We start from the raw sequence: 17,172 nt of genomic DNA on the forward strand, positions 1-17,172 counted from the left end.
AGGCTAGTCGAGAACTCGGGGCCGCTCGCCGAATCTGAAAATGTGCTGCGATTACACAGGCCTACGACCGAGGCAGCGCTTCCCTTCGCCCCTTGTGGGAGAAGGTGGCGCGGACGGAGTCCGCGACGGATGAGGGGTCTCTATCCGCGGAAACCGACCCCTCACCCGGCTTCGATGCTACCGCATCGAAGCCACCCTCTCCCACAAGGGGAGAGGGTGCAGCGGAGCCGACGCCTACACCACGCTGGCCTTCAGCTTCCGATACTCCGTCGGGGTCACGCCGGTGGTCGCCTTGAAGGCGCGGTTGAAGGGGCCGAGCGACTGGAAGCCGGCGTCCATTGCGATGGTGATGACGGGGACTTCGGCCTGCGAGGGATCGGCGAGTGCGGCCTTGGCCTCCTCGATCCGGTGGTTGTTGAGGAAGACGTTGAAGTTGCGGTAGCCGAGCCGCTGGTTGATCAGCCGCCGGAGACGATATTCGGGGATCTTCAGCCGGGTTGCCAGCGTGCCGATCGTGACGTTGTCGTGGCGATAGATGCGCTCGTCCGCCATCAGCCGCATCAGGGCATCGACCAGTCTCTGGTCCGCCGCCTCCTCGACCGCGGCCGGCTTCGTCAGGACGACGGCCTCCGCCGGCACCGTGAACAGGTCGGCACCGTCGACGCGCATCATCGCCCAGGTGATTGCGGCCGCGATGGCGGTGAGCACGGCCGCGTTCAGCACATTGGCCCATTCCACGGTCACGCGGCTGCCGGCATAGGCGATCTGAAGCAGCGCGTTCATGCCGCCGTACAGCGCAGATGCGGCGACGATGAAGACGCGGACACGGCGGCGGCGCTCGACCAGATCTGCCGACCACGATCCGATGGTTTGCGCCACGGCGAGCGCAACGAAGACGAGCGTGAGCGAATTGACCATGATGATCGCGATCCGCGCGTGACCGGCCGGTGCGATCCACATGCAATTGACGAAGCTGTAGACGACGACCGCAGCCCAGATCAGGCCGTGCCACCAGCGCAGCTGAAACGCGTCATCGAACAGCGCACGCGTGAACAGCCAGAACACCACGATATCGCCGGTCGAGAGCGCGATCAGTGGCGCATGCCAGTCCGAGACCGGCGGCCCGGCACCCATCGACGCGGTCACCGCATGCGCGGCCGAGCCGAGCGCGAAGGCGATCGCGAGCCGCCCGGCCAGCACCGTGCGGAAATCTGCGAACATCGAGGCCGCAAGCACCAGCAGCAGCGTCACGGTGGCGGCGCGCAGGCACAGTTCGGTTGCGGCAAAGGTCATCGGTCGATGCGATCTCCAAGGTGAGCAGAGAATCGTCCGTCACGCCGGCTTTTTCAAGAACCATCGCGCGGCCAGCGGCTGCGCTGCGTGACCCAGATATCGACGACTTCGCCTTCGAGCTTGCCCGGGCCCTCATTGACAGCACCCAGCCGCCGCGCCACGGCCTGCGAGGCGAAATTGGCGGGATCGATGCAATGGATGATGCGGTCGACGGTGAAGTTCGCGAACACAAAGTCGATCGCGGCACGCGCCGCCTCCACCGCATAGCCCTTGCCGCGACACTCCCTGGCGATGCCCCAGCCGACCTCGAAGCCCGGCCATTCCGGCGGATAATACGGCCCGACGCGGCCGATGTAGCGGGCGGAAGACTTCTCCTCGACCGCGAACATGCCGAAGCCATGCAGCGCCCAATGACCGGAGATGACGGCGGCGTTGCGCCAGCCCTTCAGCTCCGAGGTGACCGGCTGATGATCCGGCGTGATGAAGCGCGCCGTCTCGGGATCGGACAGCATTTTCGTGTTGTCCGCGATGTCGGACGCGCGCCACGGCCGCAGGATGAGACGCGACGTCTCGATCACGGGCCCATCGACCTGCAGCAGCTTTGCGCCCGGCTTGATCAGAGAAACCATCACATGCTCCAGTTTCCGGAATTATGCCGTTGTCATGAGACGCACGCCAGAGCCGCACTTTCGTCGTCCCTGCGAAAGCAGGGACCCATAACCACAGGGTTGCGTTGTTGAAGCAAGCCGTGGCCCCAGCGAGCGCAACAATTGACATTTGTGGTTATGGGTCCCGGCTCGCGCTTCGCTTGGCCGGGACGACGGATAGAGTATGATCGCGGCAAAAGAGTATGATCCGGCAAAACTGCAAGGAGTCCGACATGAGCTGGCAGCCCTCGACCGATCCCGAACTCGGCGATCCCAAGACCTGCGACGCGCTGGATCTGATCATCGTGCCGCGCACCCGCGATCTCGGTGACGGCTTCGCGGTGCGCCGCGCGCTGCCGCATGGCAAGCGGCAGATGGTCGGGCCCTTCATCTTCTTCGACCATTTCGGCCCGGTGCAATACCTCGCCGGCAAGGGCATGGATGTACGGCCGCATCCGCATATCGGGCTTGCCACCGTCACCTATCTGTTCGACGGCAGCATCATGCACCGCGACAGCGAGGGCAACATCCAGGAAATCCAGCCCGGCGCGATGAACCTGATGACCGCCGGACGCGGCATCGCGCATTCCGAGCGTACCCCCGACGTGCAGCGCCGCGACGGCCAGAAGATGCTTGGGTTACAGAGCTGGATCGCGCTGCCGGCCGGCAAGGAGGAGATCGCGCCGTCGTTCCAGCATTATGGCGCGGGCGACCTGCCGATGATCTCGGAGCGCGACTTCACCGCGCGCGTCATCGCCGGCTCGGCATTCGGCATCAGCTCGCCGGTCAGCATGGTCTCGCCGTGGTTCTACACCGAGGTGACCGCGCAGGCCGGCGCCTCGGTGCCGCTCGACCCCGATCACGAGGAGCGCGCGATCTATCTCGTCGACGGCGAGGTCGAGATCGCGGGCGATCGCCACGAGGGACCGCGGCTCCTGATCTTCCGGCCCGGCGACCGCATCACCGTGAAGACGCTGCGGCCGACCCGCATGATGTTCCTCGGCGGCGATGCGCTGGAAGGGCCGCGCCACATCTGGTGGAATTTCGTCTCGTCGTCGAAGGAGCGGATCGAGCAGGCCAAACAGGACTGGAAAACCGGGCGTTTCGCGCAGGTTCCGCACGAACACGAGTTCATTCCGCTGCCGGAGTGAGCTATTTCCTGTGTTAATCTGCGGCGCCCGCACGCCTCGTGCGGGCGCACGTCTTTGAACACCGCGTCTTTGAGAAAACGAGCCCGGAAAGACCATGCCATGACCGCGATGCTCTCCAGCGATTTGCCCCTGCCCCGGATCGGCCGCGGCAAAGTGCGCGATATCTACGCCGTCGGCGACGATCGCGTGCTGCTGCTCACCACCGACCGCATCTCGGCATTCGACGTGGTGATGGCGGAGACCATTCCGATGAAGGGCGCGGTGCTGACCCAGATCAGCGCCTGGTGGTTCCGGCAGCTCGAAGGCACCGTGCCGCATCACATGATCAGCGCCGATGCCGACGAGATCATCCGCGCGGTGCCTGAACTCAAGAACCATCACGCCGACATCCTCGGCCGCGCGATGTTGTGCAAGCGCACCACTGTGTTCCCGATCGAATGCGTGATCCGCGGTTACATTTCCGGCTCGGCCTGGAAGGAATACGCGGCTGAAGGCACCCTTGCCGGTGAGAAGCTGGCGGCGGGCCTGGTCGAGAGCCAGAAGGTCGAGCCCGCGATCTTCAGCCCGGCGACCAAGGCCGAGGCCGGCCATGACGAGAACATCACGGTTAAGCGGGTACGCGAGATCCTGGGCGACGACGTTGCCGCGACGCTGGAGAAGTTGGCGCGCGATGTCTACGCTTACGGCGAACAGACCAGCCGCGCCCGCGGCATCATCATCGCCGACACCAAGTTCGAATTCGGCCGCGACAGCGACGGCCGCATCATCCTGATCGACGAGGTGATGACGCCGGATTCGTCGCGCTTCTGGGCGGTCGATGCCTACAAGCCCGGCCAGCCGCAGCCGAGCTTCGACAAGCAGCCGCTGCGCGACTATCTCGACGTCGAACGCCACGCCGGCCGCTGGAACGGCGACGCCCCGCCCCCGCCGCTGCCGGCGAGCGTGGTGGATGCGACCAGCAAGCGCTACCTCGAAGCGTATCGCCGCGTGACGGGCAGCGAGCTGAAGGTCTAGCTGCTGTCTTTACACCCCGACCTATCACCGTCACCTGAGGTGCTCGCGGAAGCGAGCCTCGAAGGGTCGACGGCCCGGCTGGTGGCCGTGCATCCTTCGAGGCTCGCTCCGCTCGCACCTCAGGATGACGGGGAGAGGGGCGTTGCGGCTGCATCGACTGATCGTGCGATCCCGTTAGGCCAGGTGAATCCAATTCACCCCTGTTGAAGACAAACCTTTTGTCGTCGCGTCAGCCTCCCTGCACTCTCGGCGCAAAGCGGAGGGTGCACGATGCGGCAATTGACTTATATCGGCGGCAACAAGGTTGAATGGTGGGACGTTCCCCCGCCGAGGCTTCAGGATGACCGCGACGCGCTGGTGCAGCCGCTCGCGGTGACGCGCTGCGATCTCGATCTTGCGATCGTGCACGGCCGATCGGGCCTCGCAGGTCCGTTTGCGCTCGGACATGAGACCGCCGGCCGCATCGTCGACGTCGGCGGTGCGGTGAAGAATTTCGCGCCCGGCGATCTCGTCATCGTTCCGTTCCAGATCAGTTGCGGCACTTGCGACCGCTGCCGGCGTGGCCATACCAATGCCTGCACGGCGGTGCCGTTTCGCTCGTCCTACGGGCTGAAGCCGGTCTGCGGCGTCGAATATGGCGGCGGCCTGTCCGACCTCATCCGCGTGCCGTTTGCCGATCACATGCTGGTTCGCCAGCCGAACGGCCATGCCCTGTCGCAAACCGCGGGACTGGCCGACGGCGCGACCGACGGGTTCAGCGCAGTGGCGCGCTGGCTCGCGCAACGGCCCGGCGCCCAGGTGCTCGTGATCGGCGGCTTCGCGCAGTCGCTCGCGCTGTTCGCGGTGCAGGCGGCGGTGGCGCATGGTGCGGGACGTGTCGTCTATCTCGACGACCACGCGCCGCGCCTCGCCAAGGCGAAGTCGCTCGGCGCCGACATCATCGAAGCCCCAAGCGGCCTGTCGATGGAGGCGCCCGGCCTGTTTCCGATCGTGATCGATGCGGCCGCGACCGACGCCAGCACGCTGCTGGCATTCCGCGCGACGGAACCCAACGGCATCTGCCAGCGCATGTATGGCGACTTTGCCGAGACGACGCCGGTGCCGCTGCGGCATATGTACGGCGTCGGCATCACGTTGAAGGTCAGCCGCGTCAATGTTCGCGCCGAACTGCCCGACTGCGTCGCGCATGTGGCGGCAGGCCATTACCACCCGGAACATGTCATCACCCGCCGCATTCGTTTCGAGGATGCGCATGAGGCGATCGGGGACCCGACCATCCGCGTCGCCTTCGTTCGTGATGGCGTTGCCTGACGGGCAACGTTACGCTGGCGCCAAGCAACAAGCCAGGGAGCGACCCATGTCCGATGCCGATACCGTGCTCGTCGAGCGCGATGGTCCCATCACCATCATCTCCATCAACCGTCCGCACAACCGCAATGCCGTCGATGGCGCGACCGCGCGAAAACTGTATGACGCGTTCCTGGCCTTCGATGCCGACGCAAGCGCATCGGTCGCGGTGTTCACCGGCACCGGCGGATATTTCTGCGCCGGCGCCGACCTGAAGGCGGTGGCATCAGGCGATCCCGAGAAGAAGCGCGAGGTCGGCGGCCACAACACGATCGCGCCGATGGGACCGAGCCGGCTGCGGCTCTCGAAGCCGGTGATCGCTGCAATCGAGGGCTTTGCGGTCGCCGGCGGCATGGAGCTTGCGCTGTGGGCCGACATGCGCGTCGTCGCCGAGGACGCGACCTTCGGCGTATTCTGCCGCCGCTTCGGCGTGCCGCTGATCGATCTCGGCACCATCCGCCTGCCGCGGCTGATCGGTCACTCGCAGGCGATCGATTTGATCCTCACCGGACGCCCGGTCGCAGGGCCCGAGGCGCTTCGCATGGGGCTCGCGAATCGGTTAGTTCCGAAGGGCGAGACACGCGCGCACGCCATCGCGCTCGCCAAGGACATCGCGAAATTCCCGCAGAACTGCATGCGCGCGGACCGGCTGTCGGCGCTGCGGCAGTGGGACCTGGAGGAAGAAGAGGCGATCAAAAACGAGATGCGCGGCGGGCTCGAGGTGATCGCGTCGGGCGAAACACTGTCGGGTGCAGCTCGCTTCGCCTCGGGTATCGGCCGCCACGGTGCCTTCGGCAATGAGGGCGGGAATGGTTGAGGTTTGCGAGTTGCGCCATCGCGGTGCGTAGGCGCAAGGCTTTGCGTTCCTGCCGCGAACGTGCTGAGCTGACCCAGCCATCCGGAAACACATGATGCCCGCAACCGAGCTGAAGACATTCACCACATCCGATTTCCGCCTGGCGAACGGCAGCGTGCTGGGCGAAGTCACCATTGCGTACCGCACCGTCGGCACGCTGGCGCCCAACCGCGACAATGTCGTGCTGGTGACCCACGGCAACACCAGCGGGCCGCAGATGATCGATCCCGGCGGATCGACCGGCGAAGGCAGCTGGAACGAGATCGTCGGCCCCGGCAAGGCGGTGGACACCAATCGTTACTTCGCGATCTGCCCGAACATGCTGGGCTCGTCCTACGGCTCGACCAACGCGGCAAGCATCGACCCGCGGACCGGCCGCCGCTACGGGCCGCGCTTCCCTGACATCACCGTCAGCGACATCGTCGCCACCCAGCGCGCGATGCTGGATGAGCTCGGCATCGACAAGTTCGTTGCGATCGTCGGTCCGTCCTATGGCGGCTTCCAGGCACTGCAATGGGCAGTGAACTATCCCGACGCCATGCGCGGCATCGCCGCTGTCGTCACCGCGCCGCTGGTGCCGCGCGAGCGTGCCGAGGGCAATGTCGCGCGCCTGATGGCGGCGCTGTCGCAGGATCCGAACTGGAACGGCGGCGACTATTACGATCACGGCGGCGTGCTCGAAAGCATGATCCAGATCCGCACCGCGACGCTGAAGAGCTACGGCATCGAGACGCGGCTGCGCGATACGCTGACCGATCCCGCTGACATCGAGGCCGCGATCCGCGCCGAGGCGGCGGAATGGGCCAGGGGGTTCGACGCCAATTCGCTGCGGACTCTGGCCAAGGCGCTGCTTGGCTTCGACGTCACGGCGCAGTTCGGGCAGATCAAGGCCAGGGTGCTCTATGTCCTGTCGCGGACCGACAAGCTGTTCCCCCCTGAGCTTGCGCCCCAGGTGATGCCGGCGCTGAAGGCCGCCGGCGTCGACGCCGATTATTTCCTGCTCGACAGCGACTACGGCCACTCCGCATCGGGCCGCGACGCGCACAAATGGGCGCCGCGGCTGCGCGCCTTCATGGAGAGCCTCGGCTAGAGCAAGCCGCTGGCGGTCGCCTCAAGTTGCTCCATCAGCGCCTTGTCCTGATAGCGCGCGAGCGAGAGGCTGCGTGCAAATGCGGGCACGGGCGCGCCGACCACGGCGCGGGCGCAGAGATCGCCGGTAGCGCAGGCGCCCATCGTGCCGTAACCCGACAACGCGGTGGCGAGGAAGACGCCCGGCGTTTTCGCAGACCCGATCAACGGCCAATTCTCCTTCGTCATCGGATAGTAGCCGCCGTAATGCACGCGGTCACGCGGCAGCGCGCCGAGATACTGCGCGAGGCGCGGCTGCAGCCGGCTCGCCGCGCGCAGCACGACTTCGGGAAAATACGGATTCAGCTCCGGCTCGCGCACCGGCGCCGTGGTCTGCTCGGTATTGAAGGCCCAGCCGAGCTTGATCCACTCGCCGTGATCGCCGCCATCAGGCCGGCAATGGATGCTGCCCGGCATCGGCGCCAGCAGGCGCGCGAATTCCGGCGCCGCTGACAGCGCCTCGCGCTCGTCATCGGACCAGGCCAGCGTCTGGCCGTCGAGATCGATCGCAAACGGCATCTTGCGATCGACCGCGCGGTTGCGATCGGCGAACGCAATCTTCTGCTGCAGCACATTGACGATCGGAAGCGCTTCGCCGTGCATCGCCGCGACATGCGCGGCGAACGGCCCCGCGGCATTGACGATGATATCTGCCTTGATGGTCTGCCGTGCGCCATCGGCCAGCACGTCGACGGTAAAGCGATCGGTCTTTGCGATGCCGGCCACCTTCGCCCGCTGAAACTGCACACCCAGCGGCCGCATGGTCTCCAGCATGTACTGGCCGAGCTGCTGACCGCTGATGTCGCCCGCCCGGCGGATGTGCAGCGCGGTTGCGACCTCCTTGTCGAAGGTCGGGTAATGCGCCGCAATCAGATCGCGGCCGAGCAGAACGTCGACGCCGTCAGGTGCGCTCTGCCAGTCCGCCGAATGCGGCGGCACGTAGCCGCGGCCCGATCCTTCATGCAGGCGGATCAGCTTCGCAGCGTGCTCGCCATAGCCGGCGTAGAGCTGCTGCAGCAATTCCTCAGGCTTCTCCTCGCGGGTGACCAGAAGATATCCGCGCCGCGTCATGTGGATGCGGTTGTCGCTGCGGCGCGCGATCTCCTCCATCAGGTCGGTGGAATGATCGGTGAAATCGGTCATCGTCGGATGCGGCCACCAGTTGCGGTAGTTCTCGCCGGACTGCGCCGAGGTCAGCGCCATCGGCTGGCCTTCGTCGACGATCAACAGACGCGCACGCTTGTGCTGGACGGCGAGGTAGTAGGCCGTGGCGATGCCGACGATGCCCGCACCGATCACCAGGATTTCGACGTCATTGGTCTTCACGCGTGGTCTCCCAAAGGCCCGCAGCGGGGCCTGCGATGATTTGAATTGTCTCAGCGATCAGATCGGACGTTCCAGGCCCGCATCGCGCAACGCCTGGCGCTGCGCCGAGCGCAGCGTCTTCTGCGTCTCCTCGATGTGATCGCGCAACAGGCGGACGGCCTTCTTGACCTCGCCGTCGCGGCAGAATTCGAGCAGCCGGTAGTGCTCGCGCTGCGGACGCTCCTTGCCGGTCGCCTGCGACACCAGCGCCCGTGTGAAGCGGCCAACGTGGCCGTAATTCGCCTCGATCATGCTGAGCAGACGCGGGCGATTGCACGGCGCGTAGAGCGTGGCGTGGAATTTCCAATTGAAGGCGCCCCATTGCGCCGGATCAGGTTCGGCGTCGTAGGCGCGGAGGATTTTCGTCGCCGCCTCGAGATCGATCTCACCCATTGCGGGGATCGCCAATCGCAACGCGTGGCATTCGAGTGCGATGCGGATCTCGAGCAGCTCGATCACCTCGTCGATCGAGAGATCCGAAACCACCGCTCCGCGGTTGGGCAAGAACGTGACAAAACCCTCGGCCTCGAGCTGGCGCAGCGCCTCACGCACCGGGATGCGGCTGGTGCCGAACCGGGCAGCAAGCTCGTCCTGACGGAGTTGCAGCCCGGGCGCGAGCTCGCCGGAACTGATCGCGGCCCGCAGCGCCTCGCGCACGGCGTCCGGCGCGGAACCGTGAGGTCCGGCCCCTCGATGGTTGGCGGCGGTCGCTGGTTCCATCCGGCTTCTCTCTCGCTGGTGCCATGCCATGGTATCCGACTTGACCACGATTGTATAAAATCGGATTGCAGATTATGCAATCCTGTGTATAAAATCTTGATCTATCGTATCCAATTCAGCCTGCGTTCGCGAGCACCTGATGAATAAAGCACTCAAGCAATTGACTTACCTAGCCTTTCTCGCGACGGCGATAGCGACACCGGCGCAGGCCCAATCGCCCGGCGGCACGCTTGCCAAGATCCGCGACGCGGGCGAAATCCGGCTCGGGCACCGCGACGTCTCGGTCCCGTTCTCCTATCTCGACGACAACCAGACGCCGGTCGGCTTCGCGATGGACCTCTGCGCGCGGATCGTCGACGCGGTGAAGACCGAGCTCAAGCTGCCGGCGCTGCAGACCAAACTGCAGCCGATCCAGCTCTCCACCCAGATACCGCTGATCGAGAACGGCACCATCGACATCGTCTGCGGTCCCGCGACCAACACGCTGGAGCGGCAGAAAGTCGTCGCCTTCAGCACCACGATCTTCGTGTCAAGCATCCGCGCGGTGGTGCAGAAGGACGCCCCGATCAAGACCTTCGAAGATCTCGGCGGAAGGCCGGTCTCGCTGACCTCGGGCTCGACCTCGATCGGACTGTTGAGCGCGCGCGCCCAGGCGAAGAACTTTCAGACCAATAACATCCTGACCCCGGACCATGCCGCGTCGTTCCTGGCGCTGACCACCGGGCGCAGCGACGCCTTCGTGATGGACGACATTCTGCTCGCCAGCCTGATCGCGGGCAGCACCAATCCCGCGGACTGGCGCATCATCGACGATAGCCTGCGTACCGAGCCTTACGGGCTGATCATCCGCAAGGGCGATCCGGAATTCAAGGCGCTGGTCGACCGGACGCTGGTCGCCATGATGAAGAGCAGTGAATTCCAGGAGCTCTACGCAAAATGGTTCACGCGGCCGATCCCGCCGAAGAACGTGAACCTGAATTTCCCGATGACGGCACCGCTGAAGGACGCGGTGGCCAATCCGAACGACAAGGGCGTGTGACCGGTAATCACCGGATCGCGACGGATGTTTCGCAGACTTAACGCGACGGTTGAATGGCCACCGCGCATCAGCTTGCGGCGCGCGAGGGGCTTTCGACGCTCCCCTAGAAGTCGACCGTCATCGAAAGCCACAGCGTCCGCGGCATGCCGCTGATCGCATAGCCGGTTGGATTGCCGATCCAGTAGTGCTTGTCGAACAGATTGGTCAGTGACGCCCTGAACGTGGTCGGGCGCCCCGCGAGGCTCGTCGCGTAACGCGCACCGATGTCAAAGGTCGCCCAAGCGGGGACGCTCTGGATGTTGTCGGCGCTGACATAGGCCCGGCTGGTGTAGATGGCTCGTGCCGTCGCGGTGAGGCCGGGCACGAAGGGCGTATCCCATTCGACGCCGAGATTGCCCTGCAGGTCGGGCGCGCCGATCGCGCGATTGCCGTCGTAGAGGTGGCCCTGCGTCTGGGTGAGCCGGGCATCGAGCCAGGTCACGCCGCCGAGCACGCGGACGCCGGGCGCGACCTCGCCAAATGTATTGAGCTCAACGCCGCGGTTTCTCTGTTCGCCATCGAGGCTGTAGATCTTGGTGATGGGATCGATCACACCGCTCGGCAGGCTGATCTGGAACGCCGAGAGGCTCGCGCCGAAGCCTCCGAGATCGAGCTTTGTGCCGACTTCGACCTGCCGGGTCTTGAAGGGTGCGAACACCGCATTGGTATTCACCGCGCCGGAAGGCGGCGTCGGCCCTGGCGTCAGGCCTTCAATGTAGTTGGCATAGAGCGAAAACTCCTTGATCGGCCGCACCACCAGCGCGATCGAAGGCGACGTTGCGCTTGCGTCGTAGTGCGTGGTCTCCAGGCCGCTGACGGGATCGAAGCTGCTCGCGATCACCTGCTGTTGGCGCGCGCCCAAGATCACTTGCAGCATGCCGCCCATGGTCGTGATGGTATCGGCAACGCCGACACTGCGCAGCCCGAGGAATCCCGACTTGCCCTCCGGGAACGTCGATACCGGCGTTCCCGGACTCGCCAACAAGGTCGGCCGGTAGATGTTGGTGAGGTAAGTCGCGTAGTTGGTCTGCCCGAGCCAATCGGTCCGGTCGAGCGCGCTGCCGCTGACCACGACCTCATGGCCGACGGGTCCCGTGTCGAAACGCGCACGGACGCCCGCCTCGCCGGAGACGCCCTCCGACTTGCCGGTCTGGAATCGGGACGTGCCCCGGGCATCGCCCGCGGTGTTGAGAATCGTCGCGCCCGGATCTTCCTGCTTGTCGTAGCGGAACTGGTTGGCGCCGATCGCGCCGAACACGGTGACGCTGTTGCTGAGATCGTATTCGGCCCTGGTCAAGCCGGTCAGGCTCTGCGACCGCGCACGGTCAAACGGCTGCGCGAGATTGATGCGCGGATCGGGGGCCTTCGGCATGGCGATGCCGGGCACCGGCGTGTAGCCACGCTGGGCCGCCTTCATCCAGTCGTCCTGGGAGATGATGTCCGCGGACCAGCGAAAGCGTTCGCCATGATAGTCGACGCCGAGCGAACCCACGCCGTTGCGCGTGGACTGTCGGTCGATCGAGGTGTTGCCGCCATCGATCCCGCCGTTGAAGCGAACGCCCCACTCCTTCTGTTCGCCATAGCGGCGTGCGAGGTCGAGCTCCGTTCCGAAACGTCCGTCGGAAATGTAGCCCGCGGTCAGGCGCGTGAGGTCCTCCGCCGCCCGCTTGGTCACGACATTGACCGTACCGCCGATGCTGCCTTGCGGGGCCATACCATTGAGGAAGGCACCCGGCCCCTTGAGCAGCTCAATGCGCTCGATGGGAGCCGGGTTGACGCGATAGGCCGGAACGAGGCCGTAAAGCCCATTCAACGCGATTTCGCTGTTCTCGACCCGGAAGCCGCGGATGGTCAGCGCGTCGTAACGGTTGCTGCTGCCGATCGCAGCACGCACCGACGGATCGGAATTCGTCAGCACTTCCGCGACGCTGGTTGCCTGCTGATCGCGGATCGTCTTCTCAGTATAACTCGTCAGGCTATATGGCGTATCCATATAGTCCTTGTTGCCGAGCAGGCCGAGTTGCCCGCCGTGCGCGACCTGGCCGCCGATATAGGGCACGGGCAACGCCGCCTGCTGCGCACCGGCGGTGGGCGTGGCCGCGGGTGCTGGCGCGTGCTCACGCCGGCTCGCCTGATGCGATGCCGACGAGCGCGCCGCTCGTGACGATGACGGCCTCCGGACCGGCGTGGCGCGATGCTGTGGCGCGGCCACGACGACCGGCGGAAGCGGCGCAGCACCGCTTGCGGGTGGTTGCTCCGGCGACTGCGCGAGCGAAGGGACCGTGGTCAGGAGGAGAGACGCGCACGCGAGTCGGAATGCGCACGGAACGTTTGAAGTGACGAGCATAAGGTCCCCGGATTCTTGTTCTTGGTTTCGGCTCGAACATCGTCAGAGTTCGAGCGCGACCACCGGGGCATAAGCAGCATGCGCTGCGACGCCAACTAGAACGTATCTAGGAAACGGGGATGAAGCCTGCTGCGCGAGGCGATATCGACGCGGCAGATTCCAAGATTCGAACATGCTTCCGTTGCGTGGCATCGCGCGTACGCAGCTAGATTCTGAAAGCTCGCTTCGAGATTAGAAAGATTCTTGATGCGATCGCCGTCGCGATCGGACCGCCATCATTCGGCGGACGCGGTGAATTGTCGCACGCCGGCAGATGGAGCGATCGACAAGGACGATCGATGGGTTCGCCGGCATGCGTCCCCTCGCCGCAAGGGCGAAGGGACACGGTACTCCGCGATCAGACGCCGGCCATCATGACGTATTTGATCTCGACATACTCATCCATGCCGTGGCGCGAGCCTTCGCGGCCCAGACCCGATTCCTTGACGCCGCCGAACGGTGCGACCTCGGTCGTGATCAGGCCGGAGTTGACGCCGACCATGCCCGACTCCAGCGCTTCGGCGACGCGCCAGACGCGGCCGATGTCACGCGAGTAGAAGTAGGAGGCGAGGCCGAACGGCGAGGCGTTGCACATCGCGATCACATCGGCCTCATCCTTGAAGCGGATCACCGGCGCGAGCGGGCCGAAGGTCTCCTCCTGCGCGACGAGCGCGTCGGGTCTCACGTCCGACAGCACGGTCGGCTCGAAGAAGCTGCGGCCCAGCGCCGAGCGCTTGCCGCCGGTCACGACCTTGGCGCCGCCCTTTACGGCGTCGGCAATGTGCCGCTCGACCTTCTCGATCGCCTTCATGTTGATCAGCGGTCCCTGGGTCACACCGGCCTCGGTGCCGTCGCCGATCTTCATCTCGGCGACCTTCTTCGACAGCTTCTCGACGAACTGGTCGTAGATCTTGTCCTGCGCGTAGAGACGATTGGCGCACACGCAGGTCTGGCCCATGTTGCGATACTTGGAGACGATGGCGCCTTCGACCGCGGCGTCGATGTCGGCATCGTCGAACACCACGAAGGGCGCGTTGCCACCGAGCTCGAGGCCGAGCTTTTTCACGCCGACCGATGCTTGCCGGTACAGGATCTTGCCGACATTGGTCGAACCCGTGAAGCCGACGAACCGCACCGCCGGATGCTCGCACAGCACCTTGCCGATCGGCGGCGCATCACCGGTGACGATGTTGAGCACGCCCTTCGGCACGCCAGCCTTCTCAGCCAGTACCGCGAGCGCGAGCGCGGACAGCGGCGTCTCGTTGGCGGGCTTCAGCACCACCGTGCAGCCGGCGGCCAGCGCCGGCGACACTTTTCGCGTGATCATCGAGTTCGGGAAATTCCACGGCGTGATGGCGCCGCAGACGCCGATCGGCTGCCGGATCGCGAGCAGGCGGGCATCCGGACGCTGGGTCGGAATCGTCTCGCCATAGACGCGGCGCGCTTCTTCCGCGAAGAACTCGACATAGGCCGCGCCGATATCGACTTCGCCGAGCGCTTCCGCCAGCGGCTTGCCCTGCTCGGAGGTCAGGATCAGCGCGAGATCCTCGCGATTGGCAATGATCAGGTCGAACCATTTGCGTAGGATATTGGAGCGCTGCTTGGCGGTCAGCTTGGCCCAGGCCGGAAACGCCCGCTGGGCGGCTTCGACGGCCCCGGTGGTGTCGTCAGCGCCCAGTTGCGGAATCCTGATCAGTTCGACGCCGGTCGCCGGATTGTTGACGGCGAATTCCGGCGTGCCGACCCAGGCGCCGTCGATGTAGCAGCGATCGCGCAGCAGCGACGGGTCCTTCAGGCGGCTTTGCAGGGAGGTGGCTGCGGATTGCGTGGCGCGTGCGGCAACGGGCGGGGTCATGGCGTTACTCCTGGAATTTCTTTGGAGGGGTATTCGCCGCCTATATAGGCGGAAAGCCGCGGCGATGCACTGGCGGCCAGCGCGACCCTGCTTGGACGCAAACGCGGCGCCGTTGCGGAAGACCGTCATTCCAGGATGGCCCGGAGGACCAGACCTCAGGTGCGCCCTTGTGCATCCGAGGTTCGATGCTGCGCATCGCCCCGGAATGACAGCAGCGTGTCAGATCGCGCCGCCCGACATGTAGGCTTCGCGGCGGCCGATCATGCGTTCGGCCGCGGCCTTGGCATCCGCCTTGGTCGAGGTCGCGCAGGTCCGGTATTCGAGGTCGGCCTGCGCCCGCGCATCGCGGCGGCCGAACCAGGACTTGGCGCCGGTCTGCAGCAGCGCCAGCGCCTGGGCGACATTCTCGACTGCCTCAAACGAGTGCAGCGCACCGGTACCCGCGTAGCGAACTTCATAGAGACCAGGGCTGATCGGCGCCTCGATATTCTCGCCGCGGCCTGGCCGCGGATAGCGCTTCCATTCACTCCATGTCGAAATCATTGCTGCGTCCCCGCGAGGCGCGAAATGACGAATCTTTTCGTCAAATCCATCCCAATTCGCCGCACCGTTTATGCAGCGATCTGAATGCGTTAATGCAAATAATCAGGTACGAAAATCATTCCTTGATCACGTTACCGTGGCCGTCGTCGGAGGTCACCGGGACTTGTGCGGAGTCCACCGCAAAATCTGCGCGCGTGGTGAACATCTGTTGAGCACGGCCGTTCCTAATGGCCCGGCTGTCACGACATCGCGACACCATCGCATCGCACCCGCCTTGCGGGAGCGGAAAAGCGGGAGGATGATCCGCCCACTTCAAAACAATAAACCCACCGGAGGACGCCCCCAATGCAGAGCAAGGCTCAGATCGATCAGGTATTGCGGCAGAAGAGCGAGGCAAAGGAGATTCCCGGCGTGGTCGCCATCGCGGCCACCGGCAAGGACGTGATCTACGAGGGCGCGTTCGGCAAGCGCGACCTTTCCAAGAGCGATCCCATGACGGCGGACAGCGTGTTCTGGATCGCCTCGATGACCAAGGCAGTGACCTCCGCGGGCGCGATGCAGCTCGTCGAGCAGGGCAAGCTCTCGCTCGATGAGCCGATCGGCAAGCTGCTGCCCGATCTCGCCGCCGTGCAGGTGCTCGACGGCTTCGATGCCAAAGGCGAGCCGAAGCTGCGGCCTGCCAAGGGGCCGATCACACTGCGCAAGCTCATGACCCATACTGCCGGCTTCTGCTACGACCTGTGGAATGCCGACATGGGGAAATATATGGAGAAGACCGGTACGCCCGGGATCATCTCCTGCTCGAATGCCGCACTGAAGACGCCGCTGGCGAGCGATCCCGGCACGCGCTGGGAATACGGTATCAATATCGACTTCGTCGGCAAGGCCGTGGAGGCAGCATCCGGCAAGAAGCTCGATGCGTACTTGCGCGACAACATGTTCGCGCCGCTCGGCATGAGCGATACCGGCTTCAAGATCACGGACAACATGCGCAAGCGGCTGGTCGCCATGCACGCGCGCGGCGAGGACGGAGCGCTTGCGGCGATCCCGTTCGAGCTCGAGCAGAACCCTGAATTCCACATGGGTGGCGGCGGCCTCTATTCGACCGCCGCCGACTACATCAAGTTCTGTCAGATGATCCTCAACAAGGGCAAAGGCAACGGCAATCAGGTGCTGAAGGCCGAGACCGTCGCAACGATGGGGCAGAACCACATCGGCGATCTCACCGTCGGCAAGATGACGACGGCGGCACCGATGTATACCAATGACGTCGATCTCTGGCCCGACATCGTCAAGAAGTGGGGCCTGAGCTTCCTGATCAACACCGCCAAGACGCCGGAAGGCCGCAGCGCCGGCAGCCTCGCCTGGGCGGGCCTCGCCAACACCTATTACTGGATCGATCCGTCGCGCGACGTCTGCGGCGTGATCCTGACCCAGCTGTTGCCGTTCGCCGACAAGCACAGCCTGGAGGCCTTCGCAGGCTTCGAGAAGGGCATCTATGCCGGCCTCGATGCCGGCAGCGGAAAGCGAGCGGCCTGAGGGACGCCAGCACGATCGACTCCCTCTCCCCGTTCTTACGGGGAGAGGGTTGCGGTGAGGGGCTGCTTCCGCGAGTTGTGATCGCTGTAAGACCTGTACCCCCTCACCCGGAACGCATCTAACGATGCGGCATAGCCGGAGCTTAGCTCCGGCGTTCTTAATGACGGCCGCCGAAGGCGGCCTATGCCTCTCCCCGCAAGCGGGGCGAGGTGAAGCGGAGACTGCTGTTCCATTTCGGCGCTTCATCCCT

14 protein-coding genes are annotated in these 17,172 nt (G+C 65.0%); 7 read left to right on the top strand and 7 right to left on the bottom strand.

Annotated elements, in window-relative coordinates; genetic code table 11:
* Nucleotides 1–234: 234 nt before the first annotated feature.
* Both JQ573_RS22285 and JQ573_RS22290 read right to left on the bottom strand, forming a co-directional pair.
* Nucleotides 235–1,293, bottom strand: coding sequence for a helix-turn-helix domain-containing protein (locus JQ573_RS22285; protein ID WP_212312377.1), 1,059 nt, complete (start codon nt 1,291–1,293; stop codon nt 235–237).
* 53 nt (nt 1,294–1,346) lie between these two features.
* On the bottom strand, nt 1,347–1,922 hold the full coding sequence (locus JQ573_RS22290; RefSeq protein ID WP_212312379.1) for a GNAT family N-acetyltransferase: 576 nt from the start codon (nt 1,920–1,922) through the stop codon (nt 1,347–1,349).
* Between the two features lie 251 nt (nt 1,923–2,173).
* Here JQ573_RS22290 and JQ573_RS22295 point away from each other — a divergent pair, with 251 nt between their 5' ends.
* The 5 genes from JQ573_RS22295 (at nt 2,174) to JQ573_RS22315 (ending at nt 7,398) form a co-directional block, all read left to right on the top strand.
* Complete coding sequence (locus JQ573_RS22295; protein WP_212312381.1) at nt 2,174–3,091, top strand: pirin family protein; 918 nt, start codon at nt 2,174–2,176, stop codon at nt 3,089–3,091.
* A gap of 99 nt (nt 3,092–3,190) precedes the next feature.
* Nucleotides 3,191–4,105 (top strand): phosphoribosylaminoimidazolesuccinocarboxamide synthase, encoded by a 915-nt coding sequence (locus JQ573_RS22300; protein WP_212312383.1) that lies wholly within the window; start codon nt 3,191–3,193, stop codon nt 4,103–4,105.
* A 270-nt stretch (nt 4,106–4,375) separates the two neighbouring features.
* Nucleotides 4,376–5,416, top strand: a complete 1,041-nt coding sequence (locus JQ573_RS22305; protein WP_212312385.1) for a zinc-binding dehydrogenase — start codon at nt 4,376–4,378, stop codon at nt 5,414–5,416.
* 46 nt (nt 5,417–5,462) lie between these two features.
* Nucleotides 5,463–6,269: a crotonase/enoyl-CoA hydratase family protein gene (locus JQ573_RS22310; protein ID WP_212312387.1), complete on the top strand. Its 807-nt coding sequence runs from the start codon at nt 5,463–5,465 to the stop codon at nt 6,267–6,269.
* Nucleotides 6,270–6,363: 94 nt separating this feature from the next.
* Nucleotides 6,364–7,398 (top strand): alpha/beta fold hydrolase, encoded by a 1,035-nt coding sequence (locus tag JQ573_RS22315; protein WP_212312394.1) that lies wholly within the window; start codon nt 6,364–6,366, stop codon nt 7,396–7,398.
* On the opposite strand, the gene JQ573_RS22320 is transcribed toward JQ573_RS22315, so the two are convergent.
* Both JQ573_RS22320 and JQ573_RS22325 read right to left on the bottom strand, forming a co-directional pair.
* On the bottom strand, nt 7,395–8,762 hold the full coding sequence (locus JQ573_RS22320) for an FAD-binding oxidoreductase (protein ID WP_212312396.1): 1,368 nt from the start codon (nt 8,760–8,762) through the stop codon (nt 7,395–7,397). The two genes, JQ573_RS22315 and JQ573_RS22320, sit on opposite strands and share 4 nt — an antisense overlap.
* 57 nt (nt 8,763–8,819) lie before the next feature.
* Nucleotides 8,820–9,521: a GntR family transcriptional regulator gene (locus JQ573_RS22325; RefSeq protein ID WP_212312398.1), complete on the bottom strand. Its 702-nt coding sequence runs from the start codon at nt 9,519–9,521 to the stop codon at nt 8,820–8,822.
* A gap of 139 nt (nt 9,522–9,660) precedes the next feature.
* Between JQ573_RS22325 and JQ573_RS22330 the strand changes: the two genes are divergently transcribed.
* On the top strand, nt 9,661–10,560 hold the full coding sequence (locus tag JQ573_RS22330; RefSeq protein WP_212312400.1) for an amino acid ABC transporter substrate-binding protein: 900 nt from the start codon (nt 9,661–9,663) through the stop codon (nt 10,558–10,560).
* Nucleotides 10,561–10,663: 103 nt separating this feature from the next.
* Here JQ573_RS22330 and JQ573_RS22335 read toward each other — a convergent pair whose 3' ends face one another.
* From JQ573_RS22335 to JQ573_RS22345, 3 genes are all read right to left on the bottom strand, one after another.
* Complete coding sequence (locus JQ573_RS22335; protein ID WP_212408736.1) at nt 10,664–12,658, bottom strand: TonB-dependent siderophore receptor; 1,995 nt, start codon at nt 12,656–12,658, stop codon at nt 10,664–10,666.
* Nucleotides 12,659–13,343: 685 nt separating this feature from the next.
* On the bottom strand, nt 13,344–14,840 hold the full coding sequence (locus JQ573_RS22340; protein WP_212312404.1) for an NAD-dependent succinate-semialdehyde dehydrogenase: 1,497 nt from the start codon (nt 14,838–14,840) through the stop codon (nt 13,344–13,346).
* Between the two features lie 219 nt (nt 14,841–15,059).
* The gene (locus JQ573_RS22345; RefSeq protein ID WP_212312406.1) at nt 15,060–15,383 is read right to left on the bottom strand and encodes a hypothetical protein; all 324 of its coding nucleotides are present in this window, start codon (nt 15,381–15,383) and stop codon (nt 15,060–15,062) included.
* 345 nt (nt 15,384–15,728) lie between these two features.
* Here JQ573_RS22345 and JQ573_RS22350 point away from each other — a divergent pair, with 345 nt between their 5' ends.
* The gene (locus tag JQ573_RS22350) at nt 15,729–16,922 is read left to right on the top strand and encodes a serine hydrolase (protein WP_212312408.1); all 1,194 of its coding nucleotides are present in this window, start codon (nt 15,729–15,731) and stop codon (nt 16,920–16,922) included.
* The last annotated feature ends 250 nt before the right edge of the window (nt 16,923–17,172 follow it).

The sequence above is a fragment of the Bradyrhizobium sp. AUGA SZCCT0105 genome (genome assembly GCF_018129565.1).
Taxonomy (GTDB): Bacteria; Pseudomonadota; Alphaproteobacteria; order Rhizobiales; family Xanthobacteraceae; genus Bradyrhizobium.

Bases quoted from the DNA above. Each gene is read 5' to 3' on its own strand.
- JQ573_RS22300 (WP_212312383.1), top strand. From the start codon at position 3,191: ATGACCGCGATGCTCTCCAGCGATTTGCCCCTGCCCCGGATCGGCCGC.
- JQ573_RS22325 (WP_212312398.1), bottom strand. From the start codon at position 9,521: ATGGAACCAGCGACCGCCGCCAACCATCGAGGGGCCGGACCTCACGGT.
- JQ573_RS22290 (WP_212312379.1), bottom strand. From the start codon at position 1,922: ATGGTTTCTCTGATCAAGCCGGGCGCAAAGCTGCTGCAGGTCGATGGG.
- JQ573_RS22330 (WP_212312400.1), top strand. From the start codon at position 9,661: ATGAATAAAGCACTCAAGCAATTGACTTACCTAGCCTTTCTCGCGACG.
- JQ573_RS22310 (WP_212312387.1), top strand. From the start codon at position 5,463: ATGTCCGATGCCGATACCGTGCTCGTCGAGCGCGATGGTCCCATCACC.
- JQ573_RS22315 (WP_212312394.1), top strand. From the start codon at position 6,364: ATGCCCGCAACCGAGCTGAAGACATTCACCACATCCGATTTCCGCCTG.
- JQ573_RS22285 (WP_212312377.1), bottom strand. From the start codon at position 1,293: ATGACCTTTGCCGCAACCGAACTGTGCCTGCGCGCCGCCACCGTGACG.
- JQ573_RS22305 (WP_212312385.1), top strand. From the start codon at position 4,376: ATGCGGCAATTGACTTATATCGGCGGCAACAAGGTTGAATGGTGGGAC.
- JQ573_RS22295 (WP_212312381.1), top strand. From the start codon at position 2,174: ATGAGCTGGCAGCCCTCGACCGATCCCGAACTCGGCGATCCCAAGACC.
- JQ573_RS22350 (WP_212312408.1), top strand. From the start codon at position 15,729: ATGCAGAGCAAGGCTCAGATCGATCAGGTATTGCGGCAGAAGAGCGAG.
- JQ573_RS22345 (WP_212312406.1), bottom strand. From the start codon at position 15,383: ATGATTTCGACATGGAGTGAATGGAAGCGCTATCCGCGGCCAGGCCGC.
- JQ573_RS22340 (WP_212312404.1), bottom strand. From the start codon at position 14,840: ATGACCCCGCCCGTTGCCGCACGCGCCACGCAATCCGCAGCCACCTCC.